The sequence below is a fragment of the Paraburkholderia sp. Clong3 genome, from assembly GCF_050436485.1.
In the GTDB taxonomy this organism is placed as follows: Bacteria; Pseudomonadota; Gammaproteobacteria; order Burkholderiales; family Burkholderiaceae; genus Paraburkholderia; species Paraburkholderia tuberum.
Genome location: NZ_JBNDMH010000002.1, coordinates 3,234,118 through 3,257,834 on the forward strand (window position 1 = coordinate 3,234,118; position 23,717 = coordinate 3,257,834).

General features: G+C 62.2%; 19 protein-coding genes. 9 read left to right on the forward strand and 10 right to left on the reverse strand.

Annotation, left to right across the window (positions count from 1 at the left end; translation table 11 throughout):
- Window positions 1-129: 129 nt before the first annotated feature.
- The 3 genes from OKW30_RS18975 to OKW30_RS18985 all read right to left on the reverse strand — a co-directional run bounded on the left by OKW30_RS18975 (window position 130) and on the right by OKW30_RS18985 (window position 4,306).
- The gene (locus OKW30_RS18975) at window positions 130-582 is read right to left on the reverse strand and encodes a hypothetical protein (protein WP_184069821.1); all 453 of its coding nucleotides are present in this window, start codon (window positions 580-582) and stop codon (window positions 130-132) included.
- Between the two features lie 123 nt (window positions 583-705).
- Window positions 706-3,024, reverse strand: a complete 2,319-nt coding sequence (locus OKW30_RS18980) for a S8 family peptidase (protein ID WP_429347364.1) — start codon at window positions 3,022-3,024, stop codon at window positions 706-708.
- A 274-nt stretch (window positions 3,025-3,298) separates the two neighbouring features.
- A complete protein-coding gene (locus OKW30_RS18985) occupies window positions 3,299-4,306 on the reverse strand; it encodes an AAA family ATPase (protein ID WP_429347365.1) in 1,008 nt (335 codons plus the stop codon).
- Between the two features lie 837 nt (window positions 4,307-5,143).
- On the opposite strand from OKW30_RS18985, the gene OKW30_RS18990 reads away from it, so the two are divergent.
- Window positions 5,144-5,443, forward strand: coding sequence for a hypothetical protein (locus OKW30_RS18990; protein ID WP_184069815.1), 300 nt, complete (start codon window positions 5,144-5,146; stop codon window positions 5,441-5,443).
- A 30-nt stretch (window positions 5,444-5,473) separates the two neighbouring features.
- Here the strand turns inward: OKW30_RS18990 and OKW30_RS18995 are convergent, their stop codons facing one another.
- On the reverse strand, window positions 5,474-7,606 hold the full coding sequence (locus tag OKW30_RS18995; protein WP_311540094.1) for a tetratricopeptide repeat protein: 2,133 nt from the start codon (window positions 7,604-7,606) through the stop codon (window positions 5,474-5,476).
- A 412-nt stretch (window positions 7,607-8,018) separates the two neighbouring features.
- Here OKW30_RS18995 and OKW30_RS19000 point away from each other — a divergent pair, with 412 nt between their 5' ends.
- The 4 genes from OKW30_RS19000 (at window position 8,019) to OKW30_RS19015 (ending at window position 15,288) form a co-directional block, all read left to right on the forward strand.
- Window positions 8,019-9,437: a flagellin gene (locus OKW30_RS19000; RefSeq protein ID WP_184069948.1), complete on the forward strand. Its 1,419-nt coding sequence runs from the start codon at window positions 8,019-8,021 to the stop codon at window positions 9,435-9,437.
- Window positions 9,438-9,585: 148 nt separating this feature from the next.
- On the forward strand, window positions 9,586-11,214 hold the full coding sequence (gene fliD, locus OKW30_RS19005) for a flagellar filament capping protein FliD (RefSeq protein WP_429347366.1): 1,629 nt from the start codon (window positions 9,586-9,588) through the stop codon (window positions 11,212-11,214).
- A gap of 19 nt (window positions 11,215-11,233) precedes the next feature.
- Entirely contained in the window at window positions 11,234-11,533 is a 300-nt protein-coding gene (locus tag OKW30_RS19010; protein WP_429347367.1) for a flagellar protein FliT, read from the forward strand.
- A 311-nt stretch (window positions 11,534-11,844) separates the two neighbouring features.
- Window positions 11,845-15,288 (forward strand): tetratricopeptide repeat protein, encoded by a 3,444-nt coding sequence (locus OKW30_RS19015; RefSeq protein WP_429347368.1) that lies wholly within the window; start codon window positions 11,845-11,847, stop codon window positions 15,286-15,288.
- 841 nt (window positions 15,289-16,129) lie between these two features.
- Here the strand turns inward: OKW30_RS19015 and OKW30_RS19020 are convergent.
- A complete protein-coding gene (locus OKW30_RS19020; RefSeq protein WP_184069803.1) occupies window positions 16,130-16,336 on the reverse strand; it encodes a hypothetical protein in 207 nt (68 codons plus the stop codon).
- Between the two features lie 207 nt (window positions 16,337-16,543).
- On the opposite strand from OKW30_RS19020, the gene OKW30_RS19025 reads away from it, so the two are divergent.
- Together OKW30_RS19025 and rpsU are read left to right on the forward strand one after the other, a co-directional pair.
- Window positions 16,544-17,485 carry an aldo/keto reductase gene (locus tag OKW30_RS19025; protein WP_429347369.1) on the forward strand — a complete coding sequence of 314 codons (942 nt, stop codon included), beginning with the start codon at window positions 16,544-16,546 and terminating at the stop codon, window positions 17,483-17,485.
- Between the two features lie 418 nt (window positions 17,486-17,903).
- On the forward strand, window positions 17,904-18,116 hold the full coding sequence (gene rpsU / locus OKW30_RS19030; RefSeq protein ID WP_006050883.1) for a 30S ribosomal protein S21: 213 nt from the start codon (window positions 17,904-17,906) through the stop codon (window positions 18,114-18,116).
- A gap of 100 nt (window positions 18,117-18,216) precedes the next feature.
- Here rpsU and OKW30_RS19035 read toward each other — a convergent pair whose 3' ends face one another.
- Both OKW30_RS19035 and OKW30_RS19040 read right to left on the reverse strand, forming a co-directional pair.
- Window positions 18,217-18,642, reverse strand: a complete 426-nt coding sequence (locus tag OKW30_RS19035) for a hypothetical protein (RefSeq protein WP_429347770.1) — start codon at window positions 18,640-18,642, stop codon at window positions 18,217-18,219.
- A gap of 162 nt (window positions 18,643-18,804) precedes the next feature.
- Entirely contained in the window at window positions 18,805-19,401 is a 597-nt protein-coding gene (locus OKW30_RS19040; protein ID WP_187613887.1) for a DNA-3-methyladenine glycosylase I, read from the reverse strand.
- 140 nt (window positions 19,402-19,541) lie between these two features.
- On the opposite strand from OKW30_RS19040, the gene OKW30_RS19045 reads away from it, so the two are divergent.
- Window positions 19,542-20,432, forward strand: coding sequence for a BadF/BadG/BcrA/BcrD ATPase family protein (locus tag OKW30_RS19045; RefSeq protein WP_429347370.1), 891 nt, complete (start codon window positions 19,542-19,544; stop codon window positions 20,430-20,432).
- Between the two features lie 47 nt (window positions 20,433-20,479).
- Window positions 20,480-21,301, forward strand: a complete 822-nt coding sequence (locus OKW30_RS19050; protein ID WP_429347371.1) for a Cof-type HAD-IIB family hydrolase — start codon at window positions 20,480-20,482, stop codon at window positions 21,299-21,301.
- Between the two features lie 101 nt (window positions 21,302-21,402).
- Here the strand turns inward: OKW30_RS19050 and OKW30_RS19055 are convergent, their stop codons facing one another.
- The 3 genes from OKW30_RS19055 to aqpZ all read right to left on the reverse strand — a co-directional run bounded on the left by OKW30_RS19055 (window position 21,403) and on the right by aqpZ (window position 23,644).
- Window positions 21,403-21,696: a PXPV repeat protein gene (locus OKW30_RS19055; RefSeq protein ID WP_429347372.1), complete on the reverse strand. Its 294-nt coding sequence runs from the start codon at window positions 21,694-21,696 to the stop codon at window positions 21,403-21,405.
- Window positions 21,697-21,983: 287 nt separating this feature from the next.
- On the reverse strand, window positions 21,984-22,730 hold the full coding sequence (locus OKW30_RS19060; RefSeq protein ID WP_184069791.1) for a histidine phosphatase family protein: 747 nt from the start codon (window positions 22,728-22,730) through the stop codon (window positions 21,984-21,986).
- A 173-nt stretch (window positions 22,731-22,903) separates the two neighbouring features.
- On the reverse strand, window positions 22,904-23,644 hold the full coding sequence (gene aqpZ, locus OKW30_RS19065) for an aquaporin Z (RefSeq protein ID WP_429347373.1): 741 nt from the start codon (window positions 23,642-23,644) through the stop codon (window positions 22,904-22,906).
- Window positions 23,645-23,717 lie beyond the last annotated feature (73 nt).

The following is a 23,717-nucleotide window of genomic DNA, read 5'->3' on the forward strand; positions in this document are numbered from 1 at the left end:
CTTTTCACGCTCTCCGAAGGCAGGGGTTGCTGGTTCGATCCCAGCCGGGCGCACCAAAATTCGAAGTGATGCTAGGTCGATGAAACCTGGATAAATCAAGGCCCTAAGGCAAATGCCGAGGGCCTTTTTTCATTTTGGACGACGTCGGAAACCCCACCGTATGCGCCATTTGGCGGAACAGTGGCGGCGTCGAGAATAGTCCAGACATAACCGTCCGATCGAAAACCGGGGCTGCACAAAGGGTTGAATTACCTCACTGGGTGGCGGATTCGCGGTAACGGCTTCGACTGCAGCGGTTAGTCCATCTTTGGTGACGAGAAAGTCGGGGCGGTCATAGCTGCTGTCGACTTTGTGACCGACGTGTTCAAGCATCACCGCCAGAAAGAACTCGAAGGTGCGTGCGTCAAATCCGAAAGTCTGGAACTGCTCAACGAAGTTGCCGTCCGGGTCGGAAAATTCCTGCTGCAACTCGCGAATTCGATTACGCGCTGGAGCATAGCCAGGCATATCCCGCACGCTCAGGAATTGCGGAGGAAGCTCGGAGTCCGGCTTCCCAGTGTGTGCAAAAAGGTCTATGGCCATGGAACTGTACCTTCGGCAAGGATTTGTCCACCGGGAAATCGCCGATATATGCGAGCTGCATCAACCGCGTCCGATACTGCCAACGCGCGCAGAAACACCGTGCATCTACGGCCCAAAGCTGCGTTAGAGGTCACCCGCGTCGATATCGATTTGAACTTCTTGCTCGATAATCGTGGCAATCGGCGCGTAGATGTCAGTCTCCACTGTATCCGCGACGCGAAGCGACACCAGCAAAGCGTAGCGCGCTGTCGAATTCCACTGCTTCAGCTCCTTCCAGTCTTTCCACCATCCGCCTACCGGAAACACCGCAATCTGCGCTTTTGATGCGAGCTGAGCTGCCGTGCCCGTCCAGACGTCCGAATGCAACGAGCCTCGAGCACGAAGTTGCGCGCCGTACTTCCACTGTGCGATTTCCGGGTCGCCGTAGTCCGCGTCTTCTTCTGGATTCCGTTCCAGCTTATTGATTCGGCGCATGAACTCGTCGTCGTCCTCTGTAGCCCCCTTTACCGCAAAGCGCAGCGCGTAGGACTGGTAGCGGAATTTGCTTTGCCAGCCCCGCGAACTCGGATTGGGTTCGACGAAATAGGAGAGGGTCACGCGCATCTCGACCTGCGCCGGGCCAAGACGGTGGAGTTCGTCGGTGGGCCACGGAAGGTCGTGCAATTGCATTTCACCGAGGACGATTCCACCATCGTCACCTTTGCGATAAGGGTTGAACTCTCGCTGAACGACAAGCGTCGGTCGATGAGCTGTCGAGAACTCGGATTGCTCTTGCGTCGCCAGGCCGTAGCCGAAAGTACGGAGCAGCTGTTCCTTCTCCTGTCGGCGCGGCACTTCGGGAAGCGTGGCGCGCATTGCAGCGGTATGCTCCGCGCCATGAGCGACCAACCCACGGATAGTTTCTGGCCAGTAGTCCGGGTACCGCGCTTTGATATGCGCGCAGATGCGTGCAACATCGGCTGCGGCCGCGCTGGTATCGCCCGACGAGCAAAGGAGTTCTCCGGTCGCGTCGCTGGATGTCGTGAGTACGCGGAGAGACTCGGGCCCGACAGTGACGAAAGCTCCACGCTCCAGCGAGCCGTTACCGCCTTCCGCAACTACGTCTGGTTTGAATGGCCATGGGGATCTGGCCCATAAAACTGACGTGGTGGACGCCGGCGAAAGATGTCCCTTCTCAGCGATAGCCTTCAATCCCTTGTGCTTGGCGCTATCGATTTGGACGAGGTTGGTCGCAGCGCCCACGGTGAGCGCATTCCATGCCTGTCCCGGATTCTGCACCGGGCTGTTGGCATTCACGTTTGGATACCCGGTCCACTCGGCCCATTGCACGTTCCCTGCCGACAGCACGAACAACCGCGGAACCCAAGGTGTGTCGTCAGGCTCGTCGTCTATTGACGTGATATCGAGCGGCGGCCGTCCGTAAGCGAGTTGGTCAACCGTAGCGGACCATTCCGACGGATTGCCCTCCAGATGGCCGACGGACGTTGTCATCATGGCGAACAGCCGGTCACGGTCGGGGTCACCAACTTCGACCCGACTGACTGATTCAGTTGTGACAGCGCCCCATAGCTTCGGCGGCGTGGCTCCGTCTGGCGGAAGTATCTTGACCGACTCGAGTCGATGAGGGATTTCAATTTCGTGCTCGCCATTCAGAGCTGCCGTCAGGTCGCCGTAGATGGCGATTCCAGCCATTTCGCTCCCATGGCCAGCATGGTCATGAACTCCCCAAGCCGGGTCATAGGTATGAGCATCGACTTCGTCGAGGACGAAGTCGAGCAGTGGATGGCCGTAGTTCACGCCTGTATCCAAAATGCATACGTGCGGCACCCCGCCGACGGTGAAGGTAGTGCGGCCGAGCAGGTCGTTGACCCAATCCGCGCGTTCTTCCGGCGTCAGGTCGCTCAGATAGAACTCGGCGCTCGGTTCGACAAACCTGATTTCCGCGACCATATCGAGCAATTCGATGGTCTGCTCAAGCGCCGCGCGAGTTCCGCAAGCAGCGACTACCAGCCGCCCCGGGAAGCGGACGTAGCCGGGTTCGACGTCGATGCCGACTTTCTTTGCATGCTCGATGAAGCTTGTGACCAGGTCGTCAATCTTTCCGGAGGTGTGCCGCAACCAGATTTGAAACCAATGAGGCTGCCTGTCTTCCGGCGGCGTTGCCGAATCACTCCACAATTCCGAGAAGGCGGTGCGCCGGATGTTCTCAATTGCATTTACCAGCGATGCATTCTTCGGTGCGGTACCGGCGCGGTTATTTTGCGAGATGTACTCTGAGACGCGCTTTACGAATGCCGACAATTTGCCGTCGGGAACGTGTAGCACGACGACATCGTGGTCTTCGTGGGCATGAACGGTAAGCAGTTCGATACCCTCTCGTTTCCACTCAACGCCGGTATAGTCGTAGGCGCCACGGGGTTTGAACTCGAGAGAGATAGACATCCCGCGCCTTTCTGGAAGCCCCAGTTCCTGGCGAGCCTTTTCAAGGTCAGCGATGCTGTCATTGAGCGCCCCGAGCTGGCCTAGCAGACGGCGTCCGTGGGTTCCCCGGTCTCTTTGTGGCGCTCGCTCGCGTTGTACTGAAAGCGGTGAGCGAAATTCAAGCATTGTCACGTGCCCGCTTACGGGCAGGTGACTCTTAAGTTCGTCTGCCATTCTCTCAAGTTCAAGATTTCGTTTTATTGCCTTGAGAGTCTACAGCAACTCTTACTGATTTTTACGTGCGCAAATCGCGTCCTTGTGTACGTTCTTCCAGGTGGCGCGCCACGCTCGCTTCGCTTACCGTGTCTTCACCTTCCATGATTGCGTCTTTCAACGCATCAAGGCATGCCTTGACAATGTCAGCATGAGACTCACCGTGACCGATGCCCGCCAGGCCGCGAAAGTCGATATTTGAGGTTGCAAACGTCCCAAGGCTGTTCCGCAGAAGGGCTTCAATCTGGCGTTCGTCCGGCGCCTCATATTGGATTACATCGTCAAAGCGACGGAAGAGTGCTCTATCGAGGTCTTTGCCGTGATTCGTCGCCGCTATCAGCAAGCTCTCCGACGTGTCCTGCTCAATCAGCTGTAAGAACATGTTCAACGTACGCCGCATCTCGGCGACGTCGTGCTGGCTGCCTCGCTGCAGGCCTAACGAATCGAACTCATCGAAGAAATAGACTCCGCGCGTCGATTTCAGTGCTTCGAACACCAGCCGGAGCTTGGAAGCACTTTCGCCCATAAATTTAGTTATCAGGCTGTCGAATCGCGCAGTGAATAGCGGAAGCCGCAACTCGCCGGCGAGGGCGGCAGCGGTCATCGTCTTCCCGGTTCCAGGCGGCCCAACGAGCAGGAGTTTGCGTCGGGGGCTCAGGCCATGAACGCGTAGCTGCTCGTGATGGCGCTGTTCGCGCAGAACCCGGTCAAGGTTCCTGCGAACTGAGTCCGACAGGACCATGTGCTGCAGATGCTCGTGCGGGTACTGAACCGTAAGCAGTTCAGACAGTTCACCCTTCGGCTGAGCCAACGGAGTCGGACGTTGCACGCCTTTGCTCCGTACTGTGGACAGCCCGGGCTTCTTTCCTGCCTTCGCAGCATCGACGAGGTCACGCAGCTCTGCCGCCAACTTTGTGTGGCCACGATGCGCTTCGTCTGCGGCCATCTGCATGGCGACCGCGTAGAAATGCTCGTGGCTGTCACCAGCATATGCGCGCAGTAGTGCCTTTACTTGGTCGGAACGTGCCATCAGGAACCTCAAAAAGTCTCGAAACGAAGTATAGACTTCACGCCGATTTGACGATGCTATTATAGCAACCTGATGCAATAACAGCACCAATACTCGAATGTTTCCACCCCGAACGCAAGGCGAACTGATTCGGTGGGCACGCGGCAAAAGCACTCAAGCTGAGTTTGCCGCCGTCCATGGGGTCGCCAAGTCGTCGCTATCGCGATACGAGGCCGAAAAACTCGGGGCACCCACGCGCCTCTTAAATGACTGCCTGTCGCAGCTCGCCGAATTCCTGATGGCAAACTCAAGCTCGGCGGATGGAATTAAGGGCGCCTTGGACAATGCTCGCAAAACGGTCACGTTGCTCGAGGGCCTCGCTAGGATTGACGACTAAGTGAAGGCGCATATATATACAGTAAATCTGCGATTTGCTAGCTTGGAAGACCCGCTTGGCTGAGAACGACGAGATATAAAGTGCATCGCATCATATATAGAGGCGTGTCTGAGTGCGCGACGGCGTGGCCAGGGCTGCAGTTTCGGCGCCTCGGCGCAAGAAAATTGGCCGGCTACCGCTGCTTAGCCTTGTCCGACCGGGCTTTGAGAGAGATGCCAGGTGCGACACCTGTGGAGTGCACTGAGATAGATGTGCGACGTCGGTAGGGTGCACGGCCCTCTAAAACGGCCTTCTGAAGCGGCCGTATTCCCCTGAAATCTGGTCGATAAACTCCGCAAACGACACCGGCAGGGTGTACTTCGCGACATCAGTGGCGTAACGACACAAAACCCGATAAAACAAGGCCCTTTGGCGATAGCCTAGGGCCTTTAGTTTTTTGTCGTGGCGTCAGAACCAACGTCTTGCGCTCCAACATGGCGTGCTTCCAGCATCAGTTGCCGGTCTCATCACGCCCCAGCAACACCGACGACCGGAAAACTTTCTGCGCGAACCCGGAAGCCGCTTCAAGCCACCCTGAAATCCGAGGCCTGCTGAACCAGTTGACCGGCATGGTCGTGCAACGAACTGGCCGCCGCCGCGTTCCGCTGCGTCATCTGGCCCATCTGCGACACCGCCTGGTTCGCCTGCCCGATGCCTTGGGGCTGCTCGTGCTCTGCGCGCCTATGATCGCTGCCGTGGTGTTTCGCAGCATGTGTGACTAGCCTCACTTCAGCGCAAGCGCGGCGTTGATGTCACGCGCCGAACCACGCAGCGCAGGCCTGTCGCACGCGCTCCGCGACTGCGGGCCACGGTTCATCCAGCCCTCGCCTGAACAGGCGAACCGTATTGGGATACCACGGCGAGTCGTCACGGCCGTGCATCCACCGCCAGTCCACGTCGCGTGCCGGCAAGAGCACCCAGCATGGTTTGCCGAGCGAGGCTGCCAGATGTGCTGTCGAAGTGTCCACACAGATCAGCAGATCGAGTTGCGAGATGACCGCAGCCGTGTCGGTGAAGTCTTCGAGATCTGCGCCGAGAGCCAGGATCGGGAGGCTCGCAGGAAACGACAGCGCTTCGTCTTCGCCCGCGCCCTTTTGCAGGCTCACGAACTTCACGCCCGGCAGGCTCCAGAGCGGCGCCAGTGTGTTGAGCAACGGTAGCGAACGGTGCACGTCGTTGTGGTGTTTCGGGTTGCCCTTCCAGACGAGACCCACCCGGTGTCCCGCGCCCAGCACAGCAAGGCGCGCGCGCCAATGCTCGACGCGCGACGGGGCCAGGGTGATGCGCAGGGGAGGCGGAATCGTGTCGAGCGTCGTGCCCAGATACAGCGGTGCGCTGAGCGCGCTGATCCAGCAATCGAAATCGCCGGCGCGCGCCGAGGCTTCGTCATGACTGAGCACCGCGTCGACTCCATCGACATCGGCGAACAGGCGTTGTAGCGGTGCCATACAGGCAAACGCGACGTGCGCGGCGCCCTGAGCCTTCAACAGGCGCAGATAACGCCCGAACTGCAGCATGTCGCCGAGTCCATCCTCCTGCCAAACGAGGAGTGATTTGCCGGCGAGCGGCTCGCCTCGCCAGCGCGGACACCTCAGCATCGACTGCGTGGCGTGATGCGCGAACCCAGCCATCTCGTAGCGGCATTCGTAGAGGAGAAAGCCTTCTTCGAAGCGGCCCATGCCGATGAGCAGCGTGGCGAGACGGAACTTCGCGTCGCCGTAGTCGGGGCGCAGCGCGAGCGCGCGGCGGTAGGCGGCTTCGGCTTGCTCCGGGTCGCCGAGCTCTTTCACGATGCTGCCGATGTTGAAGTGTGTTTCGGCGATGTCGGCGCGCAATGTGAGCGCGTGGCGAAACGCCGCGAGAGCCTCGGGCAGGCGCGCTTGCGCAAGCAGCGTGCAACCCAGGTTATTGGCCGCTTCGACTCGGTTCGGCGCGAGCCGAAGCGCCTCGCGATACGCGCATTCGGCATCGACCAGTTGGTCCAGTGCGTGCAGGACGCAGCCGAGGTTGTAATGCGCTTCGGCGAAGGAGGGGCGCAACGCTAGCGTCTGCCGGTACGCGTTTTCCGCCTCGGGCAGACGCTTGAGTTCGGTCAGCACACAACCGAGATTATTCAGCGCATCCGCGTAGGCCGGGCGGATCTGAAGTGCGAGGCGGCAGGCCAGCTCGGCTTCGCGGAGCTGGCCGCGCGCTCTGTAAAGGGCCCCCAGGTTGTTCAGTGCCTCGGGGTATTGCGGGTGCGCAAGCAGTGCCTGCCGATACGCTTCTTCAGCCTCTTCGATTCGGCCGCGTTCGTGCAATAGATTGCCGAGGTTGTTGTTCGCCTTGGCAAATTGCGGATTCACGGCGAGCGCTGTGCGATAGGCCGCCTCCGCTTCATCGAGGCGGCCCTGTTCGTGAAGCACGATGCCGAGGTTGTAGTTTGCGTCGGCGTGATCCGGGCGATGTGCGAGCGCCACGCGGTACGAAGCCTCGGCCGCGTCGTGTCGTCCGAGACGGTGCAGCACGATCCCGCGATTGCTGTGGAGATCGGCGTCATCGGGGCGTATCGCGGCAAGCCGCCCGTAAACCGCCTCCGCTTCGGCAAGCTGGTTGAGGATCGCGAGCATCGCTCCGAGGCCCAGATACGCGTCGGCGAAATCCGGCTTTGCTTGAATGCAGCGCAGCCAAAAAGCTTGCGCCTGTGCGGGCTGGCCGGCACCTGCGGCGCACATGGCTGCGAGGTTGAGCGCATCGGCGTGCTTCGTGTCCTCGGGCGTGGCCTTCGCGCCGACGAGCGGTGCTAGCAGCGCCAGTGCGTCGGCGAACTGCCCGCTGGCGCTGAGGGCAGTGGCCGCGCTCAGAATGTGCGGGTGCGTGGGGGCAAGTGGGCTCGTAGCGGTCACGGTGGTCCTGGCGGGGCGGTGGATTCGCAGCTTAAGGCATGCGCACGCGCGGTGGCGGCCCGAATTGAGCGGGCAGCGCGGTTCAATTCGACCGATGACGCGCTGCGCGGGCTTTGTCTTTCGAAGTCGTAAGGCCGCGTGCATATCAAGCGCGATTGGGGCACATCAGCATTTCGAAGCGAAGAAGGTCATCGACACCCGCGGGCCTCAAACCGCAGAAACCCGAAGGACGGAGCCCAGGTTCCCAATCTTAAATAGTGCATCCCCGCGACGCGCTGGCGCGAAAAGGGCTGCAGGGGCGTATCAACAAGTCGCTAAAGTTTTTCCAGGTGGGGTCGTAATCACAAACAAGGCGGCAGGCCAACGAACCCGCTGCCGTTACTGGGCCGATAGCCCCATCAGGAGAATCTCAATGCTCGGAATCAACACCAACACCAACTCGCTCATCGCGCAACAAAACCTGACCGGCTCGGGTAGCGCACTGTCGCAAGCGATCACGCGTCTGTCGTCGGGCAAGCGCATCAACAGCGCAGCAGACGACGCAGCAGGTCTTGCGATCTCGAACATCATGCAGACCCAGATCAACGGTCTGAACCAGGGTGTGTCGAATTCGAACGATGGTACTTCGATGGTGCAAACGGCATCGTCGGGTCTGTCGTCGCTGACTTCGTCGCTCCAGCGTATCCGCCAGCTTGCTACGCAAGCAGCTAACGGTTCGATGACCGACAACGACCGTGCTGCACTTCAACAGGAAGTGAACCAGCAAGTCTCGGAAATCAACCGTATCGCGTCGCAAACGACGTACAACGGCATGAACGTCCTCGACGGCTCGTTGGGCAACGTATCGTTCCAGGTCGGCGCAAACGTCGGTCAGTCGATCTCGCTGAATCTCTCGCAGTCGATGTCCGCTGCTTCGATTGGCGGCGGCGTTCCGGCAGCGGGCAACACGCTCGGCTCGTTCTCGGTCTCGCTGGATAGCAACGGCGCTGCGGCGGCGGCTGCGGGTATCACGTCGGTCACGGCTTCGTGGGACAACGCTACGAATTCGGTCTCGTACACGGACCAAAACGGTAACGCCATCACCGATGCTTCGACGATCACGGCCTTCTCGAATGCCCCCGCGGCCGAAGTGACCGGTGGCGCCGCGCTTCCGGCTGCAGCAGGTGATGCTTCGCAGACGTGGACGCTTAAGACGAACGGCAGCGAGAACGCTACTGTCTCGCAGATCAACGTGATTGCCGACGGTAAGGGCGGCTTCACGCTCACGGACCAGAACGGTAAGGCCTTGACTAACGCTGTTGCTAGCGCAGTCTTCACCAGCGGTACTGTTGGTACGGACAGCAACGGCAACACCACGCTGACTGGCGACACCGGTGCGACTATGGCGACCGAAGTCGAAGCGGTAACGGGCGCTATCGCGACCGCGAGTCAAGCGGCCGGCGATAACCCGAATCTCGATGCTGCGGGCAAGACTACAGACGCAATGGGCGCGACCATCGACAAGCTGAGCCAGTCGAACACGGTTTCGCAGATCGACATCTCGACCAAGGACGGCGCTTCGGCAGCAATGCTGACCATCGACAACGCGCTGAGCGCTGTCAACAACCTGCAAGCAACGCTCGGCGCGGCACAAAACCGCTTCAGCGCAATCGGCACGACGCAGCAAGCTCAGTCGACCGACCTGTCGACCGCACAATCGTCGATCCAGGACGCCAACTTCGCAGAAGAAACGGCTAACCTGAGCAAGGCACAGGTTCTGCAACAAGCCGGTATCTCGGTGCTGGCACAAGCGAACTCGCAGCCGCAGCAGATCCTGAAGCTCCTCCAGTAAGGCGCTTCCCGCTGCAGGCAGCCGGCGCGCGGCTCGATGCGCGCCGGACGCAAACCCGTCGGGAGGCTTGCCTCCCGATTGTCTTTTCCCGCGTTACCCCGCTTGTTAAATCGCTTTAACCGGCATTGCCGACGCACGGAGCCTCCTCATGTCCACCGTAACCGGATCTACCTCCACCGTAACCGGATCCACCACCAGCGCGATCGCGAGTGCAGTCGCCACCACGACAGCCGACGCCAACGCCACGGTGCAGGCAGCCGCCCAGTCGATCATTAGCGGCTCGACCAATTCGTCGATGGACACAAGTTCGCTCGTCACCGCGCTCGTCAACTCGAAGACCGCCGGCCAGTCCGCGACCATCGCTGCCGAGCAGACTGCGGACAACACGCTGATCTCGGCCTACGGCACGCTCTCCGCGGCACTGTCCGCGTTGCAGGCCGCCGCCGAGCCGCTCAGCGACGGTGCGACGCTCAACTCGTTCTCGTCCACCTTGAGCGGCAGCGGCGTTACGGCCACGGCCAGCACGGGCGCGGTGGCAGGTTCGTACTCGCTCAATGTGGCGCAGGTCGCCACGTCGCAAGTGCTCACCTCGGCGGGCTACAGCTCGACCAAAAACCTGGCTTCCGGCGCGGCCACGATGGCCCTGACGGTCAACGGCAAGACCAGCACGATTTCCCTGAATAGCTCGAACAGCACGATTGCCGGCATTGCATCGGCGATCAATTCGGCCAACGACAATCCCGGCGTGGTCGCGACCGTGGTGACCGGCGCGGACGGCGCGCATCTCGTGCTGCAATCGACCTCGACCGGCGCGTCGAGCGGCATCAGCATCGCGATCAACGATTCGAGCTCGACCGACGGCCTGAACAAGCTCGCGGTGACGACCACCAACGGCAAGGCGATCTCCAGCGCGAGCGACCTCACCGCTCAAGTTCTGGATAGCAGTGGCAACCCGGTTCTCGATAGCAACGGCAACCCGCAGACCTACAACCCCAGCCAGTCGGCCATTACCGGCACAGGCTGGACCCAGACGCAGGCCGCCCAGAACGCGTACTTCACGCTCGGCGGCGTGGGCGTAACCAGCTCCTCGAACTCCGTGACGACGGCCGTGTCCGGCGTGACGCTGAACCTCACGGCAGCGGCGGTCGGCACCACGCAGACGCTCACGATCGCGCAGAACACCAGCGCGGAGTCCTCGGCGATCAACAATTTCGTCAGCCTCTACAACACGCTCGTCACGACGATGGGGGCGCTGACGGCGTACAACGCGAACTCGACGTCGCAGGGCGTGCTAATCGGCGATTCCACGTTGAGCACGATCCAGAACCAGCTCGCCAAGATCGTGAGCGGCGGCGTGGGCAGCGGCACCTCGCAGACGACGCTTGCCGCGATCGGCATTACGCTCCAGGCGGACGGCACGCTGTCGGTGGACAACACGACGCTCAGCAATGCGTTGCAGAACAACCAGTCGGTTGTAGCCTCGCTGTTCAATTCGACCAACGGCATCGCCGCGCAACTGGACGACAGCATCACAAACTACACCTCGTCCGGCGGCATCATTCAAAACCGTACGGACGCGATCAACGCCGACCTGACTAGCCTCTCGAACCAGCAGACGACGCTTACAGCGTGGCAGGCTCAGCTCACCAGTATGTATACCGCGCAGTTCACAGCACTCAACTCGCTGATGGCAACGATGAACAACAACTCGCAATACCTCACGCAACTGTTCGGTGGCGCCAACAGCGCAGGCGCGCTCGCCACGAACAAGAGCTGAGCGCGACGAGGAGCGAGCCATGCAGAACGTCGCCCCGATCGAGCGCATCTGGCAGATAACGAAAGACCTCGAACTGGCGGTCGCTGTTGGCGAGTGGGAGCGGGCCGCGCAGCTCGCGGACGAGCGCTCGCCCCTCCTGACGGCGCTCGGCGCGCCCCAGCCGCAGGAGGTCATCGTGCGGCTCAAGGAGATCCACGAGATCGACAGCCGCATCGTAGAAGCCGCGCATGTCGCGCAGCAGGAGCTGGGCGCCGAGTATCAGGCGAACATGCAAGCGAGCCGCAATGCCGGTCAGTATCTGAACATGGCGCGGTACTGAAGAGGGAGCAACGGTTCATTGCGTCCGTCGCGGCGCAAGCGCGTACCTTGGCCCGCCCTGTGCGGGCTTTTCTTTTCCTCTTCTTTGCCCTGAGAGTGGACTGTTTCCACAGTCACCTCAGGCAAGAAAGCTTTTCGCGGCCCATCATTTCTTTCATTCAGGCCGAGTTCTCGCTTGATGTCTCTCGTGTAGCTCTCGTCATCGAAGGCAAATTGGCGGCCGTTTTGGCGCTAGCTCGGACGATCGGCGTAATTGGCCGCCGCCCATAATTCGAACGTTCCGAGTTCTTGACGCGTACGCGCGCCTTCGTCATGACCGCCTTCCTCTCTCCGGGCTGCACCGCCACACCTGCTGCCAAATTGCAGCAGAATCACGACATCGCGCTCACCATGCAGAGCGCGATCGAACATCATCGCCAGCAGGAATATGACGAGGCGGCCGCGCGCTATGCCTCCGTCCTGGAGGCCGCGAGCGATCACCCCGACGCGCACTACCACCTCGGCGTGCTGCTCATGCAAACGGGGCGGCCCTCCGAAGCAGTGCCGCATTTCGAGGCGGCGCTTGGGCAGATGCCGAAAAATGGGCAGATCTGGGTCTACTACATCAACGCCCTCGTCGCCAGCCAGCAGACCGAGGCGGCGCGCGTCGTGCTCGACCTCGCGCGGCATCAAGGCCTGCCCGAGTCGGCCGTCCAGATGCTGCACGCGCGCATCAATGGGGAAGAAGCGCCACTCCCGGCCACGCCGGAGCCCGAGGCTGCGACCGCTCCCGCTCCCAAGGCTGATGCGAGCGGGAGCGACTCGCGCCCCGCTGCGGCATCCGATACGGACGAGCGCGTGAAGCTCGATACGCGCCGCGCAAGCCTCAAGGAGATGCGCCAGCTCCAGCATCTCTTCAACAGCGGGAAATTCGAAGCGGCGCTGAATGTGTCCCGCCGCCTGACGCATCAATATCCGTCGCATGGCGAATGCTGGTACGAACTTGGGCGTGTCCTGCAACGCACGGGCCGCTACAACGAGTCCGTCGAGGCAGCCGAGCACGCCGCCCGCCTGCTGCCCAACTTCATTGCCGCCCGGACGATGCTGACTGACGGGCTGATTACCACCCGCCAGTATCAGCAAGCCGAAGCGCATTGCCGGCAGGCGCTCGAAAAATATCCCGAAAGCGCCGCGCTACATCGCAACCTGGGTACCGCCTTAGAGGAGATGGGCCGGTACGCCGAGGGGATCGTCCATCTCCGCCGTGCCGTGGAACTGGCGCCGAACGACGCCATCGAGTGCGACGCGTTTGCCCTCTCGCTACTCAAGCATGGTCTGTACGACGAAGCCGAAACCGCTTTCCGCCGTGCGCTAAAACTGGCACCGATGCAGGCGATAACCCACAGCAACCTGCTGTTCAACCTGATGCACAAGCCGGACCTCGATGCGCTCAGCGCATTCGCGGAGTTCCGCGAGTTTGCAGCGCGCCACGAAGCGCCGCTGCGTGCGCGTCGGCCCCGGCACACCAATGACCGTGATCCGTCGCGGCGCCTGCGAGTCGGTTTTGTTTCCGGCGATCTGCTCGGTCACCCGGTTGCGTATTTCTTCCTGTCGGTGCTAGAGCATCTGGCGCTCGATTCAAGTCTGTCACTGCACATCTATTCGAACTACGCGGTGACCGACGGCTTCACCGAGCAGATTCGTGCGCATGCGCAGACGTGGAGCGAAATCTTCGGCATGAGCGACGACGCAGTCGTGCAGAAGATCCGCGACGACGGCATCGATATCCTCATCGACCTGTCCGGCCATACCGGCCGCAACCGGCTCGTGGCCTTCGCGCACAAGCCGGCGCCGGTCCAGGCGAGCTGGATCGGCAATCCGGCCACGACGGGGCTGGATGCCGTCGACTATTACCTGTCGGACCGTTTTGTCACGCCGCTCGAACAATTCGAGCGCCAGTTCTCGGAAAAGCTCGTGTTCCTGCCGGCGCTCGCGCCGTTCAAGCCGCACCCGCAAGCGCCGGACGTCAACGAGTTACCTGCCCTGAGAAACGGCTTCATCACGTTCGGCAGCTTCAGCCGCATCGTCAAGATCGGGCCTGAAGTCGTGGCGCTCTGGGCACGCGTGCTGCGCGAGGTACCGGATTCGCGCATGGTCGTCGGCGCGATTACGGCACGGCAGCAGATGGACAAGCTGACCGGGCTGTTCGCAAGCGAAGGGATCGACTTGAGCCGTATCAGTTTTCTGCAGCGCGGGAATGTCTCGACTTACCTGCAGCAGCACAATCTGATCGACGTCTGTCTCGACACGTTGCCCTTCGGCAATTCGACCACGACCATGCAAGCGTTGTGGATGGGCGTGCCCACCATGACCCTGCCCGGCGTTTCGATGGCGAGCCGCGGCAGCACGGGGTGGCTCTCGCACCTCGGGCTCGACTCAGCCTTCGTTGCGCAGGACAAGGACGACTTCGTGCACAAGTGCGCCGCGCTGGCCGCCGACCCCGAAGCGCTCGCGGTAGTGCGCGGCGAGCTGCGCGAGTACTGCAGACAGTCGGTCCTGATCGACGCCGGCGCGATCTCCAACGCCGCCTCGCGCGCGTTTCGCACCATGTGGCAGCGGTGGTGCGACGGACTGGAGCCTGAGCATTTCGAGGTTCTGGCGCATGTCAGCAATGCGCACACCGCCGGGGACAGCCCAGCAGGCCTGTCGCCCGAGCAGCGCGCCGCGCTGGCCGGTGAATTCGTCGATACGCTCACGCTCCTGCTCGACAAGCAGCAGTTTGCCGAGGCCGAAGCTGTAGCCCGCCAGTTCACCACGCTCTTGCCAGAAATCGGCAAGGCATGGCACATGCTGGCGACGTCGCTACGGCAGCAAGGGAAACCCTTTGAGGCACTGGAGCCTTTGCGCAAGGCCAATACCCTGCTGCCGAACGACAGGAACATCCGCCAGGAACTGAGCCGAGTCTCACAATACGTGAGCGATCTCGAGCGCATCGCGCCGGTCAACCAGGGTGAGCCAGCGAGCGAGCTGGCAGCGCTCAGGGCGGATAGCCGGCAATACCGGCATCCAGTCGGCGCCCTGATCGCCAACGTGCCGGTTCTGATCCCGACCTTTAACAACGTCACATATCTGCGCCGGATGGTGTCGCAGCTCCAAGGCAGAGGATTGCGCAATCTCATCGTCGTGGACAACGCATCGAGCGCCCCCGGTATGCTCGACTACCTCGCCAGCATCCAGGATACGGTGAGCGTCGCACGGCTCGACCACAATGTCGGGCCGCGCGCGTTCACGCTTTCAGACGTCATCTATCACCGGCTGCCGGACATTTTCTGCATTACCGATCCCGATCTCGAACTGAATCCCGAGTTGCCCGATACTTTCCTGTTCGACCTGATAGACGCCACGGAAGCTTTGAAAATCGGCAAGGCCGGCTTTGCTCTCGACATCTCGCAACCCGCGCTGATGGACGAGAAAGCACTCTCCATCATGCAGTCGGACGGCGTGAAGAACTATGGGCTGATCGACTGGGAAGCACGCTTCTGGCAACAGCAGATCGCGGCGAGCGCCAACGGTGACCCGATCTTTCGCGCGCCGATCGATACGACCTTTGCGGTCTACAACAAGCGGTACTTCCGCCGCGAAACTCATCTGGCTGCGGTGCGTTTCGGTGGACGGTACACGTGCAGGCATCTGCCCTGGTACAAGGACAACGGACTGGATGCTGCGGAGGATCAGTACTACCGCAAACACCAGGCATGGTCGACGTTCCTGAAATGACCATTGCGCCTGGTCGGTCAACTAAAGCTTTGTTGCGGGCGCGTGGGGTAGAGCGATAGTTCAGGCGACAGACTATCGGCGGTGCTAATGCCCGGTATCCCGTAGCCCTGGGCGTGCACTCAATGAGGGCCAACTAGCCAACCTCTCCCGCACCCGCTCGACCACCTCTTCCGCCAGAGCGGCGCGAGCAACGCGACCGCCGGCAACGACCGGTTTGCGTCGTTGTGATGTTGCGGCTTGCCCCGCCAAACGAGACCGACGCGCAATTCCGGCGGCAGCGCATCGAGCAGCGCGAGCATGTGTCGAGGAGCTGGGGTGCGTGGCAGCGGCGCTACGACCAGGGGCTGAGCGGGCGCTTTGGGAGCGCGCTTGAAAAATATGCGCTGTGCGGCTGCGCTTTCGGGGAGGCTGGTGTGCCTGGCGGCGCGTGCCAGCCTCTCGCCCACACCAGGGATTGATGTATTGGAAGAGCGACAGGTTCTGCGCGGACGAGAAGGTTTTCTGCGACGCCTCCGCCTACCGAAGCCAGGATCGTGACCACGTTCGAGTACGAGTTGGAGAGCCGCGCCTCGCCCGTCGCGAGCGCATTATCGAGCGCCGCCGTACCCGCAGGCGTGTTGCCTGGGCGCTCGCATTGCCGGGCGTCACGCTGAACGCGTCGCCGTCCTTCGGGCGTACTCAAGATCGGGACGCTCAAGACGGAGCCGGCCACAATTATCGAGATGTCTGTGTACGTGCCGGTCGTTTGCGTCGTCGTATTGGCCGAGTTGTCCTGACCCTATAGATCATCGCGCCGGTGGTAGTGTCCGTCGCGAACTGGATTGAGTGGTTGTCGTTGACGTCAGACGCCGCCGGTTGGTCGCGTGCCCGTGCCCTGATTGGACGAGCCGGCCGCGGCGACGTAGGCGGAGCCGTCTGCCTGCACGCTCTGGAACACCGTCTGACCGTTGTCGATGATCGTGATCTGCCGCGGGACCGACACCTGCACGTAGCGCGTGCCCGCGTCGCGGTTGTTCGTGACGCTGCCGCCGGCGGCATTCGTGAACACCAGCGGTGTTCTGAATAAACTTGAGACGCGCGCAAACTATTGCGCCATCTTTTGCGCCACGCATCGACCGCGTTCAAGCGCGAGGCGTGCGGCGTAGCCTTCGTGCCCGGGGCTGCAACGTAGTGCAAGGCGGCGTATGCTCAACGGTCCCGGGTTTGCCCGGCCATTTTCCCGCATTGCGTTCGCCCACTCATACCTGGAGCCATCATGGAACTACGCAGGATCGGCACTTCCTCGTTGCAGGTCGCCCCGCTCATGTTCGGCGGCAACGTATTCGGCTGGACGGCCGATGAAGCCACCTCTTTCTCGATCCTCGACGCGTTCGTTGAAGCCGGACTCAATTTCATCGACACCGCCGATGTCTATTCGGCCTGGGTGCCCGGCAACCAGGGCGGCGAGTCGGAGACGATCCTCGGCAAGTGGTTCCATCAGAGCGGCAAGCGCGAGCGGATCGTGCTTGCGACCAAGGTGTCGAAGCATCCGCAGCGCAAGGGGCTATCGGCTGCAAATATCCAGGCGGCGGTCGAAGACTCGCTGCGCCGCCTGCAAACCGATTACATCGACGTCTATTTCTCCCACGACGACGACACCGCGACGCCGCTCACCGAAACGCTCGGTGCGTATCAGAAGTTGATCGAGGCGGGCAAGGTGCGCGTGATCGGCGCGTCTAACTATAGTGGCGCGCGCGTCGAGGAAGCGCTCGCGGTGTCGCGCGAGCACGGGCTGCCCGGGTATCAGTTGCTGCAGCCCGAATACAATCTGTACGACCGCGCGCAATACGAGAGCGACAGCGAGCCGGTGGCGCTCGCGAATCATCTCGGCGTGGTCGTCTATTACAGCCTCGCGAGCGGGTTCCTGTCAGGCAAATACCGCAGCGAGGCCGATCTGGCCGGCAAGGCGCGCGGGAGCCGGGTCGAAAAATACCTGAACGGGCGCGGCTTGCGGATTCTCGGCGCGCTCGACCGCGTCGCGCAACGGCACGGCAGCACGCCGGCGGCGATCGCGCTTGCATGGCTGATGGCGCGCCCGAGCGTTACGGCCCCTATTGCGAGCGCAACCTCGGTCCAGCAGTTGAAGAGCCTGGTCGCGGCCGTCCAGCTGTCCCTCGCCGCCGACGATATTCGTGAGCTGGACGAAGCGAGCGCCTGATAAGGCGAACACCTCGGCCGCCAACGCGGGGGCGATCCGCGCCAGGGAAAAGCCTGGCGCAATCGGTAAACCCCTGGTAGGATGGGGAGTTTCCTGATATGATCGGGAGTGAATTGAGATCTTTGCCTGTTTCGTCAGTGTTCTTCGTTGATGAAAGGTTGGCGAAACGGCAACAGACGCGGCTTTTGCATTACGTCTGTCCGCGTTCCGCGGTGAACTCCCCACCTCTCTTTTCCGGCCTCCGTGGCCGCTTTGCCTCTCGCTTCATTCGTGGTTTGGCCGGGGTTGTTTATCAGCCTCGCGTTTGCCTGTTACTGGCCATGAATCGAAGCGACCGGAGGGCCGGCGCGTGAGTGGTGACCTGAGCGGTTACCGCCATGCAATTAAACCCGTATCTAGTGATTGAGTTAGGAATTACATGACGACGATTCTTCTGAAGGAAAACGAGCCGTTCGAAGTGGCAATTCGCCGCTTTCGTCGCGCAATCGAAAAGAATGGCCTGATCGCTGAACTGCGTGAACGCCAGTCGTACGAAAAGCCGACCACGGCTCGCAAGCGCAAGAAGGCAGCAGCTGTTAAGCGCCTGCACAAGCGTCTGCGCAGCCAGATGCTGCCGAAAAAGCTGCACTAAGCACGCTTTTTAGATACGCCGAACGGCGGTGTGAGCTTCGAAAGAAGCCACATCGCCGTTTTGCTTTTGCGGCGTCGGATTTTGCCCCTGCGTGCAGCCGTTACGCCGCGCTCCTCAGCCGCTCGGCCGACAGCCCGAACTCGCGCGCGATCGAGCCCAGCCGGTCGTGCCACTCCCATGTGCCGAACACGTCGTGCACGTTTTGCAGGCAACTGAGCAAAGCGATGGCCACCGGATCGTATACGTTGATGCGGGCGCGAAGCAGCGCTTTTTTCAGCGCGGCCAGGCCGACATCCATGTAAGCGGGCACTTCGGCCAGTGGCTTGCCGATGAAGCGCACCGGCACGCCTTCCATTGCGGTCATGTAATCGCGCGGCTTGATCAGGTTGCCGACCGGGCAGCCGCCGCAATAGCCACGGTAGGCGCCGCCGCCCCTTGGTAGCAATGCAGCGCGTTTCTGTTCGAACAGATGCGTGACGGACTGATCGTAAATGTCCTGGTGGGTCAGGAAGCTAAGTGTTTTCATGGTTGGTCTCCCGCGTCCGAGGCGGTAGTTATTTGTTGTTGAGCGCGCATCGCGTGAGCGCATGGCGACGAGTATCCGCCGTGCGTCGTCCGACGAAGGGCCGACTACGGGCATGAAAGGGCGCCAATTCACGCGTTTGCGCCTCCCGCGGACGCCGTGGCCTCACCTCGCCTTCCGACCACGCCCCTTCTTGCCCAGCGACACGCATCGCTCACGGCACATGCAGGTCGTCTCATGATCGTTGACCATGCCGACCGCCTGCATGAATGCGTAGCAGATCGTCGAACCGACAAATTTGCAACCGTAGCGCTTGAGCGCCTTGCTTAGCGCGTCCGATACTTCCGTCGACGCAGGTGCATGCTTATACGAAGCCCATTCGTTCTGAATCGGCGTGTCGTCGACGAATGACCACACGAAGTTCGCGAGCGAGCCATGTTCGGCCTGAATCTGCTGCACAGCGCGCGCGTTCAGGATGGCCGCCTCGATTTTGCCGCGATGTCGAACGATGCTTTCATCGGCGACGAGCGCATCCACGCGCTTCGGCGTGAAGGCCGCGACCTTGTCGATGTCGAAGTCGGCGAATGCACGGCGGTAGCCGATGCGCTTGTTGAGGATCGTCGACCATGACAAACCGGCCTGCGCGCCTTCGAGCACGAGCATCTCGAACAGGTGCTGGTCGTCGCGCGAGGGCACACCCCATTCGGTGTCGTGGTACTGTGCGAGCGCTTCGCTCGATACCCAGTTGCATCGTTGTGTCACTGTCGTGCCCCCGCGTGGTCATGTCGTTCGCCAGCATAGCGGAAGCGGTGTGCGCCGCAAGCTGGCCAATCGGCTAATTGCGCGATTCAAACTGACCTGCCACGCTAAGCGTTATTCACCCACGGAACTGATTCGATTCGATGAACCACGACTTCTTTCTGATCGGCGTCGACGGCGGCGGCACCGGCACGCGCGTCGTGCTCGGCGACGCGCAGGGCCGTCAACTGGCACAAGCGGCAAGCGGCCCATCGGGCCTTGGGCTCGGCATCCCGCGCGCATGGCAGTCCATTCAGGCCGCCTGCGGCGAAGCGTTCGAGCGAGCCGGAGTCGCGCTGGACTGGTCGCGCTGCGTGCTCGGTTGCGGACTGGCGGGCGTCAACAATCGCGACTGGCTCGCCGAGTTTCACCAGCAGGCGCCGCGGCTCGCCGGACTGGCCGTCGAAACCGACGCCTACACGACCCTGCTCGGCGCGCACGACGGCGCGCCCGGCGTGATCGTCGCACTCGGCACCGGCAGCGTCGCGGCTTCGCTCGCGAGCGACGGCGAATTCCGCATGGCCAGCGGCTACGGCTTTCCATCGGGCGACGAAGCGAGCGGCGCGTGGCTCGGCCTCCGGCTGATCGTGCACGCGCAACAGGCGCTGGACGGCCGCGTTGCCGTCGACGATCTCACGCAAGCGCTGCTCGCGCATACCGGCGCGCGGGATCGCGACAGTCTCGTCGTGTGGCTGTGCACGGCCAATCAGACTGCCTACGCGCGGCTCGCGCCGATCGCGATCGAACACCGCGCACATCCGTTCGCGGCGCGGCTGCTCGGCGAGGCCGGCGTCGAAGTCGGCAAGATGATCACCGCGCTGGACGCGACGGGCGCGCTGCCGGTCGCGTTATGCGGAGGCCTCGGTACGCCGTTGCGCGAGTACGTGCCGCAGGCGTATCAGGCGCGCCTGCGCGAGCCGCGGGCGGATTCGGCGCATGGCGGCTTGCAACTGGCGCAGCGCGAGGCGCAGCGGCTGGCTCGAGGAGACCTGTAAAATACCCGCTTTGACGCTGCCTCGACGGTTCAGCCGCCGGACTCACCATGTATAAAGTCATCGCCACGGATCTCGACGGCACACTGCTCAACGCCGATCACCAGGTAGACCCGTTCACGGTCGCCACGGTGCGCAAGCTCGAAAGCGACGGGCTGCAGTTCGTGATCGCCACCGGGCGGCATTACTGCGACGTCGCGGGCATCCGCGATCTGCTCGGCATCAATCCGTATCTGATCACGTCGAACGGCGCGCGCATTCACGCGCCTGACAACACGGTGATCCACGCCGACGATTTGCCGCCGGCGATCGTCCAGCGTCTCGTGCAGCCCGAAATTGTCGGCGCGCATGGTCGAGTGATCGTCAGTCTGTTTGCAGACGAGGCGTGGCTCATCGACCGCGACGCGCCCCATCTGCTGGAATTTCACCAGGATTCCGGCTTCACGTACGAAGTGACCGACCTGCCGAAGCACGATGGCGTCGACATTGCCAAGGCGCTGTATATCGGCGACCCCGCCGATCTCGCGCAGGTGGCCGCCAATCTGGAACGCGACTTCGGCGAACGACTGTACGTGACGTATTCGTTGCCGGATTGTCTCGAAGTGATGACCGCGAATGTGTCGAAGGGGCGCGCCCTGCAGATCGTGCTCAAGCGTCTCGGTGTCGACGCGTCGCACTGCGTCGCGTTCGGCGACAACATGAACGATATCGATCTGCTCGAGACGGCCGGCCATCCATTCATGATGAACAACGCCAATCCCGATCTGATCACCCGCCTGCCGCATGTGCCGCGCATCGGCAACAACTTCGAGGCAGGCGTTGCGCATCATCTGCGCAAACTGTTTGCGCTCAACGACGAACTGGCATCTTGAACCGCAGTCACTGCGATTGAAAGCGGCCCGCATCCACTCGCGTGGATGCGGGCCGCAGAAGTTGCTCGCGAAGCGCGCAGCGTGCGCTCCGCTTGCGCTCGTCAATCCCGCCAGCCGCGGTGCTCGCCTCGATTGTCATGACCCCAGCGACGGTTGTCGTGACCCCAGCCGCGATCATCGCGGTGATAGTCGCGGTAGTAGTCACCACGCGGGTAGCGATGATCCCCGCCGCCGTAATACACCGGCTCCGGCGCGGCGTAGACGCTCACGGGCGCGGCATAAACCGGGGCGCCGAGCGATAGGCCGACGCTCAGATCCGTATGCGCCTGCGCGACACCGCATGCGCCCGCCGCGAGTCCGGCAGCAACCAGCAAGTGAGTGACGATGCGTTTCATGTTGGTCTCTCCTGTGAGGCGACGTAGGTTTGTCGCACAGGACCAATGTACGCACTCGAGGCGGGCTGGACTGCGACCAGATGTTACGGACTGCAAGCATCGTCGAAGTCATCGAAGCTAGAAAAAACGCTCGCGCGGACGTTGCGCGCAAACACCTTACTTCGCTTGCAGCCGCGCCCCACGGGGCTTTGCGGCCGGTCAATTCAAGCCGGCAGACGGCTCTTCGCGCACGCTCGCGGCTTGCCGCGCCGGCGCACGTAAACACGGCTTACATCTGTATTGCTCAATTAATCCGCCGCGGGCGCCGAAGCGGCCGAAGTTGCGGAAGAGGCCGCCCCTGCCGAAGATGCCGACACTCCCGGCAAGGCCGCGCAAGGGCAATCGGTTGCCCGCCCGTCGAGCCCTTCGCGATCGTGTTTGAAGCTCGCGCGCGGCGTGCCGTTCTGCCAGTCGAGTCGGACGACGTAAATGCTGTCGAAGTCGTCGCTTTGCCATTTCGGCACGTCGGCCGCGCGACCGCCATGCGTGCTCAACATCTGCCGCAACAGCTTCTCGATCAGCTTGTGCTCCCAGGCAACGACGATCAGCTTGCCGCGATTGGCCGGGTCGACGAGCGCGTTGCCGAGCTGGTCGATCTGCGCAAAACCGTACGGTGTTTGGACCGGCATCTGGAATTGAATCGCGGTCGGTTCGATCGTCGCGAGCGGGCGCACGTAATAGTACGGATGACCGCCGTCGTCTTTCTGTTGGCCGGGGTCGGGCGCGTAGATCGCATCGGGTTTGCCGAATTTGGCGGCGATCACGGCCGGCAACGCGAGCGCACGGTTGAGCCCCTGGCAGTCTAGCTGGCCGTACCCCTGCGCGGGTTTCTCGCCGTGTCGAACGAATACGAGGGTTTCGATATTGCCGCCCGCCGCGGCAACGACGGTCGCCGTGTTCGTCGCCGCGGACGCGGCCGGCAACGTCATCGTGCTCGCGCACAGACCGCCGAGCGACAGTGCGACGCCATGCAGGAATCCGCGGAAACGGTTCATCGAAAGCACCTGTGCGAGGCTGGGAAGTCGCCCGATTCTAGCAGCGGTGCCCACCGGCACGCGGCCGGCGCGGCATTCATATCGCATTGGCGAGCGCAATGAATAATGGGCGCCGAGGCGCCCATTCATGCCCACTACGCGACGATCGCGAGACCGGCGCGTCGAACTGGCCGTCAGTCGAGCGCCAGCCTGCGCGCATCGCTGCTGCGATCGTCAGCGATCAGCGGATAGACGACACCCGCGATCACCGCACCGATGATCGGCGCAACCCAGAACAGCCACAGCTGATCGATCGCCACGCCGCCGACGAATAGCGCCGGGCCCGTCGAGCGCGCCGGATTGACCGACGTGTTGGTGACAGGAATCGAGACCAGATGGATCAGCGTCAGGCACAGGCCGATCGCGATGGGCGCGAAGCCGGCCGGCGCGCGGCGGTCGGTCGCGCCGAGAATCACGAACAGGAAGAAGCCAGTCATGACCACTTCGCAAATGAAGGCAGCGGCGAGCGAGTAGTGACCCGGCGATTGCTCGCCGTAACCGTTCGTCGCGAAGCCGCTCGCGACGAGGTCGAAGCCAGGCTTGCCCGACGCGATCAGCGACAGTACGAATGCGCCGAGCACCGCGCCGACCACCTGCGCGGCGACATAGGGCAGAAGATCGCGCACCGGAAATCGGCCGGCGACGGCCAGTCCGACGCTCACCGCCGGATTCAGGTGGCAGCCCGAAATGTGGCCAATCGCAAAAGCCATCGTCAGCACGGTCAGGCCGAAGGCCAGCGACACGCCGACGAAGCCGATGCCCAATCCGTGAAACGGCCCGGCGAAGTTGGCGGCGAGGACCGCGCTGCCGCAGCCTCCGAGCACGAGCCAGAAGGTGCCGAACAATTCGGCAACGAGGCGCTTTGACAACTGCATGTTTGGCGATCCTAAAAAGAATGGGTACTTCAGAAGCACGCATCGAAAGGGCGAGTACGTACCTTGAGCGCGC

What these genes read in the sequence shown, in the direction of transcription:
- OKW30_RS19000 (WP_184069948.1), top strand. Translation starts at nt 8,019, where the DNA reads ATGCTCGGAATCAACACCAACACCAACTCGCTCATCGCGCAACAAAAC.
- OKW30_RS19055 (WP_429347372.1), bottom strand. Translation starts at nt 21,696, where the DNA reads ATGAAACGCATCGTCACTCACTTGCTGGTTGCTGCCGGACTCGCGGCG.
- OKW30_RS19060 (WP_184069791.1), bottom strand. Translation starts at nt 22,730, where the DNA reads ATGAACCGTTTCCGCGGATTCCTGCATGGCGTCGCACTGTCGCTCGGC.
- rpsU (WP_006050883.1), top strand. Translation starts at nt 17,904, where the DNA reads ATGACGACGATTCTTCTGAAGGAAAACGAGCCGTTCGAAGTGGCAATT.
- OKW30_RS18985 (WP_429347365.1), bottom strand. Translation starts at nt 4,306, where the DNA reads ATGGCACGTTCCGACCAAGTAAAGGCACTACTGCGCGCATATGCTGGT.
- OKW30_RS18980 (WP_429347364.1), bottom strand. Translation starts at nt 3,024, where the DNA reads ATGTCTATCTCTCTCGAGTTCAAACCCCGTGGCGCCTACGACTATACC.
- OKW30_RS19015 (WP_429347368.1), top strand. Translation starts at nt 11,845, where the DNA reads ATGACCGCCTTCCTCTCTCCGGGCTGCACCGCCACACCTGCTGCCAAA.
- fliD (WP_429347366.1), top strand. Translation starts at nt 9,586, where the DNA reads ATGTCCACCGTAACCGGATCTACCTCCACCGTAACCGGATCCACCACC.
- OKW30_RS19035 (WP_429347770.1), bottom strand. Translation starts at nt 18,642, where the DNA reads ATGAAAACACTTAGCTTCCTGACCCACCAGGACATTTACGATCAGTCC.
- OKW30_RS18975 (WP_184069821.1), bottom strand. Translation starts at nt 582, where the DNA reads ATGGCCATAGACCTTTTTGCACACACTGGGAAGCCGGACTCCGAGCTT.
- aqpZ (WP_429347373.1), bottom strand. Translation starts at nt 23,644, where the DNA reads ATGCAGTTGTCAAAGCGCCTCGTTGCCGAATTGTTCGGCACCTTCTGG.
- OKW30_RS19050 (WP_429347371.1), top strand. Translation starts at nt 20,480, where the DNA reads ATGTATAAAGTCATCGCCACGGATCTCGACGGCACACTGCTCAACGCC.
- OKW30_RS19010 (WP_429347367.1), top strand. Translation starts at nt 11,234, where the DNA reads ATGCAGAACGTCGCCCCGATCGAGCGCATCTGGCAGATAACGAAAGAC.
- OKW30_RS19025 (WP_429347369.1), top strand. Translation starts at nt 16,544, where the DNA reads ATGGAACTACGCAGGATCGGCACTTCCTCGTTGCAGGTCGCCCCGCTC.
- OKW30_RS19045 (WP_429347370.1), top strand. Translation starts at nt 19,542, where the DNA reads ATGAACCACGACTTCTTTCTGATCGGCGTCGACGGCGGCGGCACCGGC.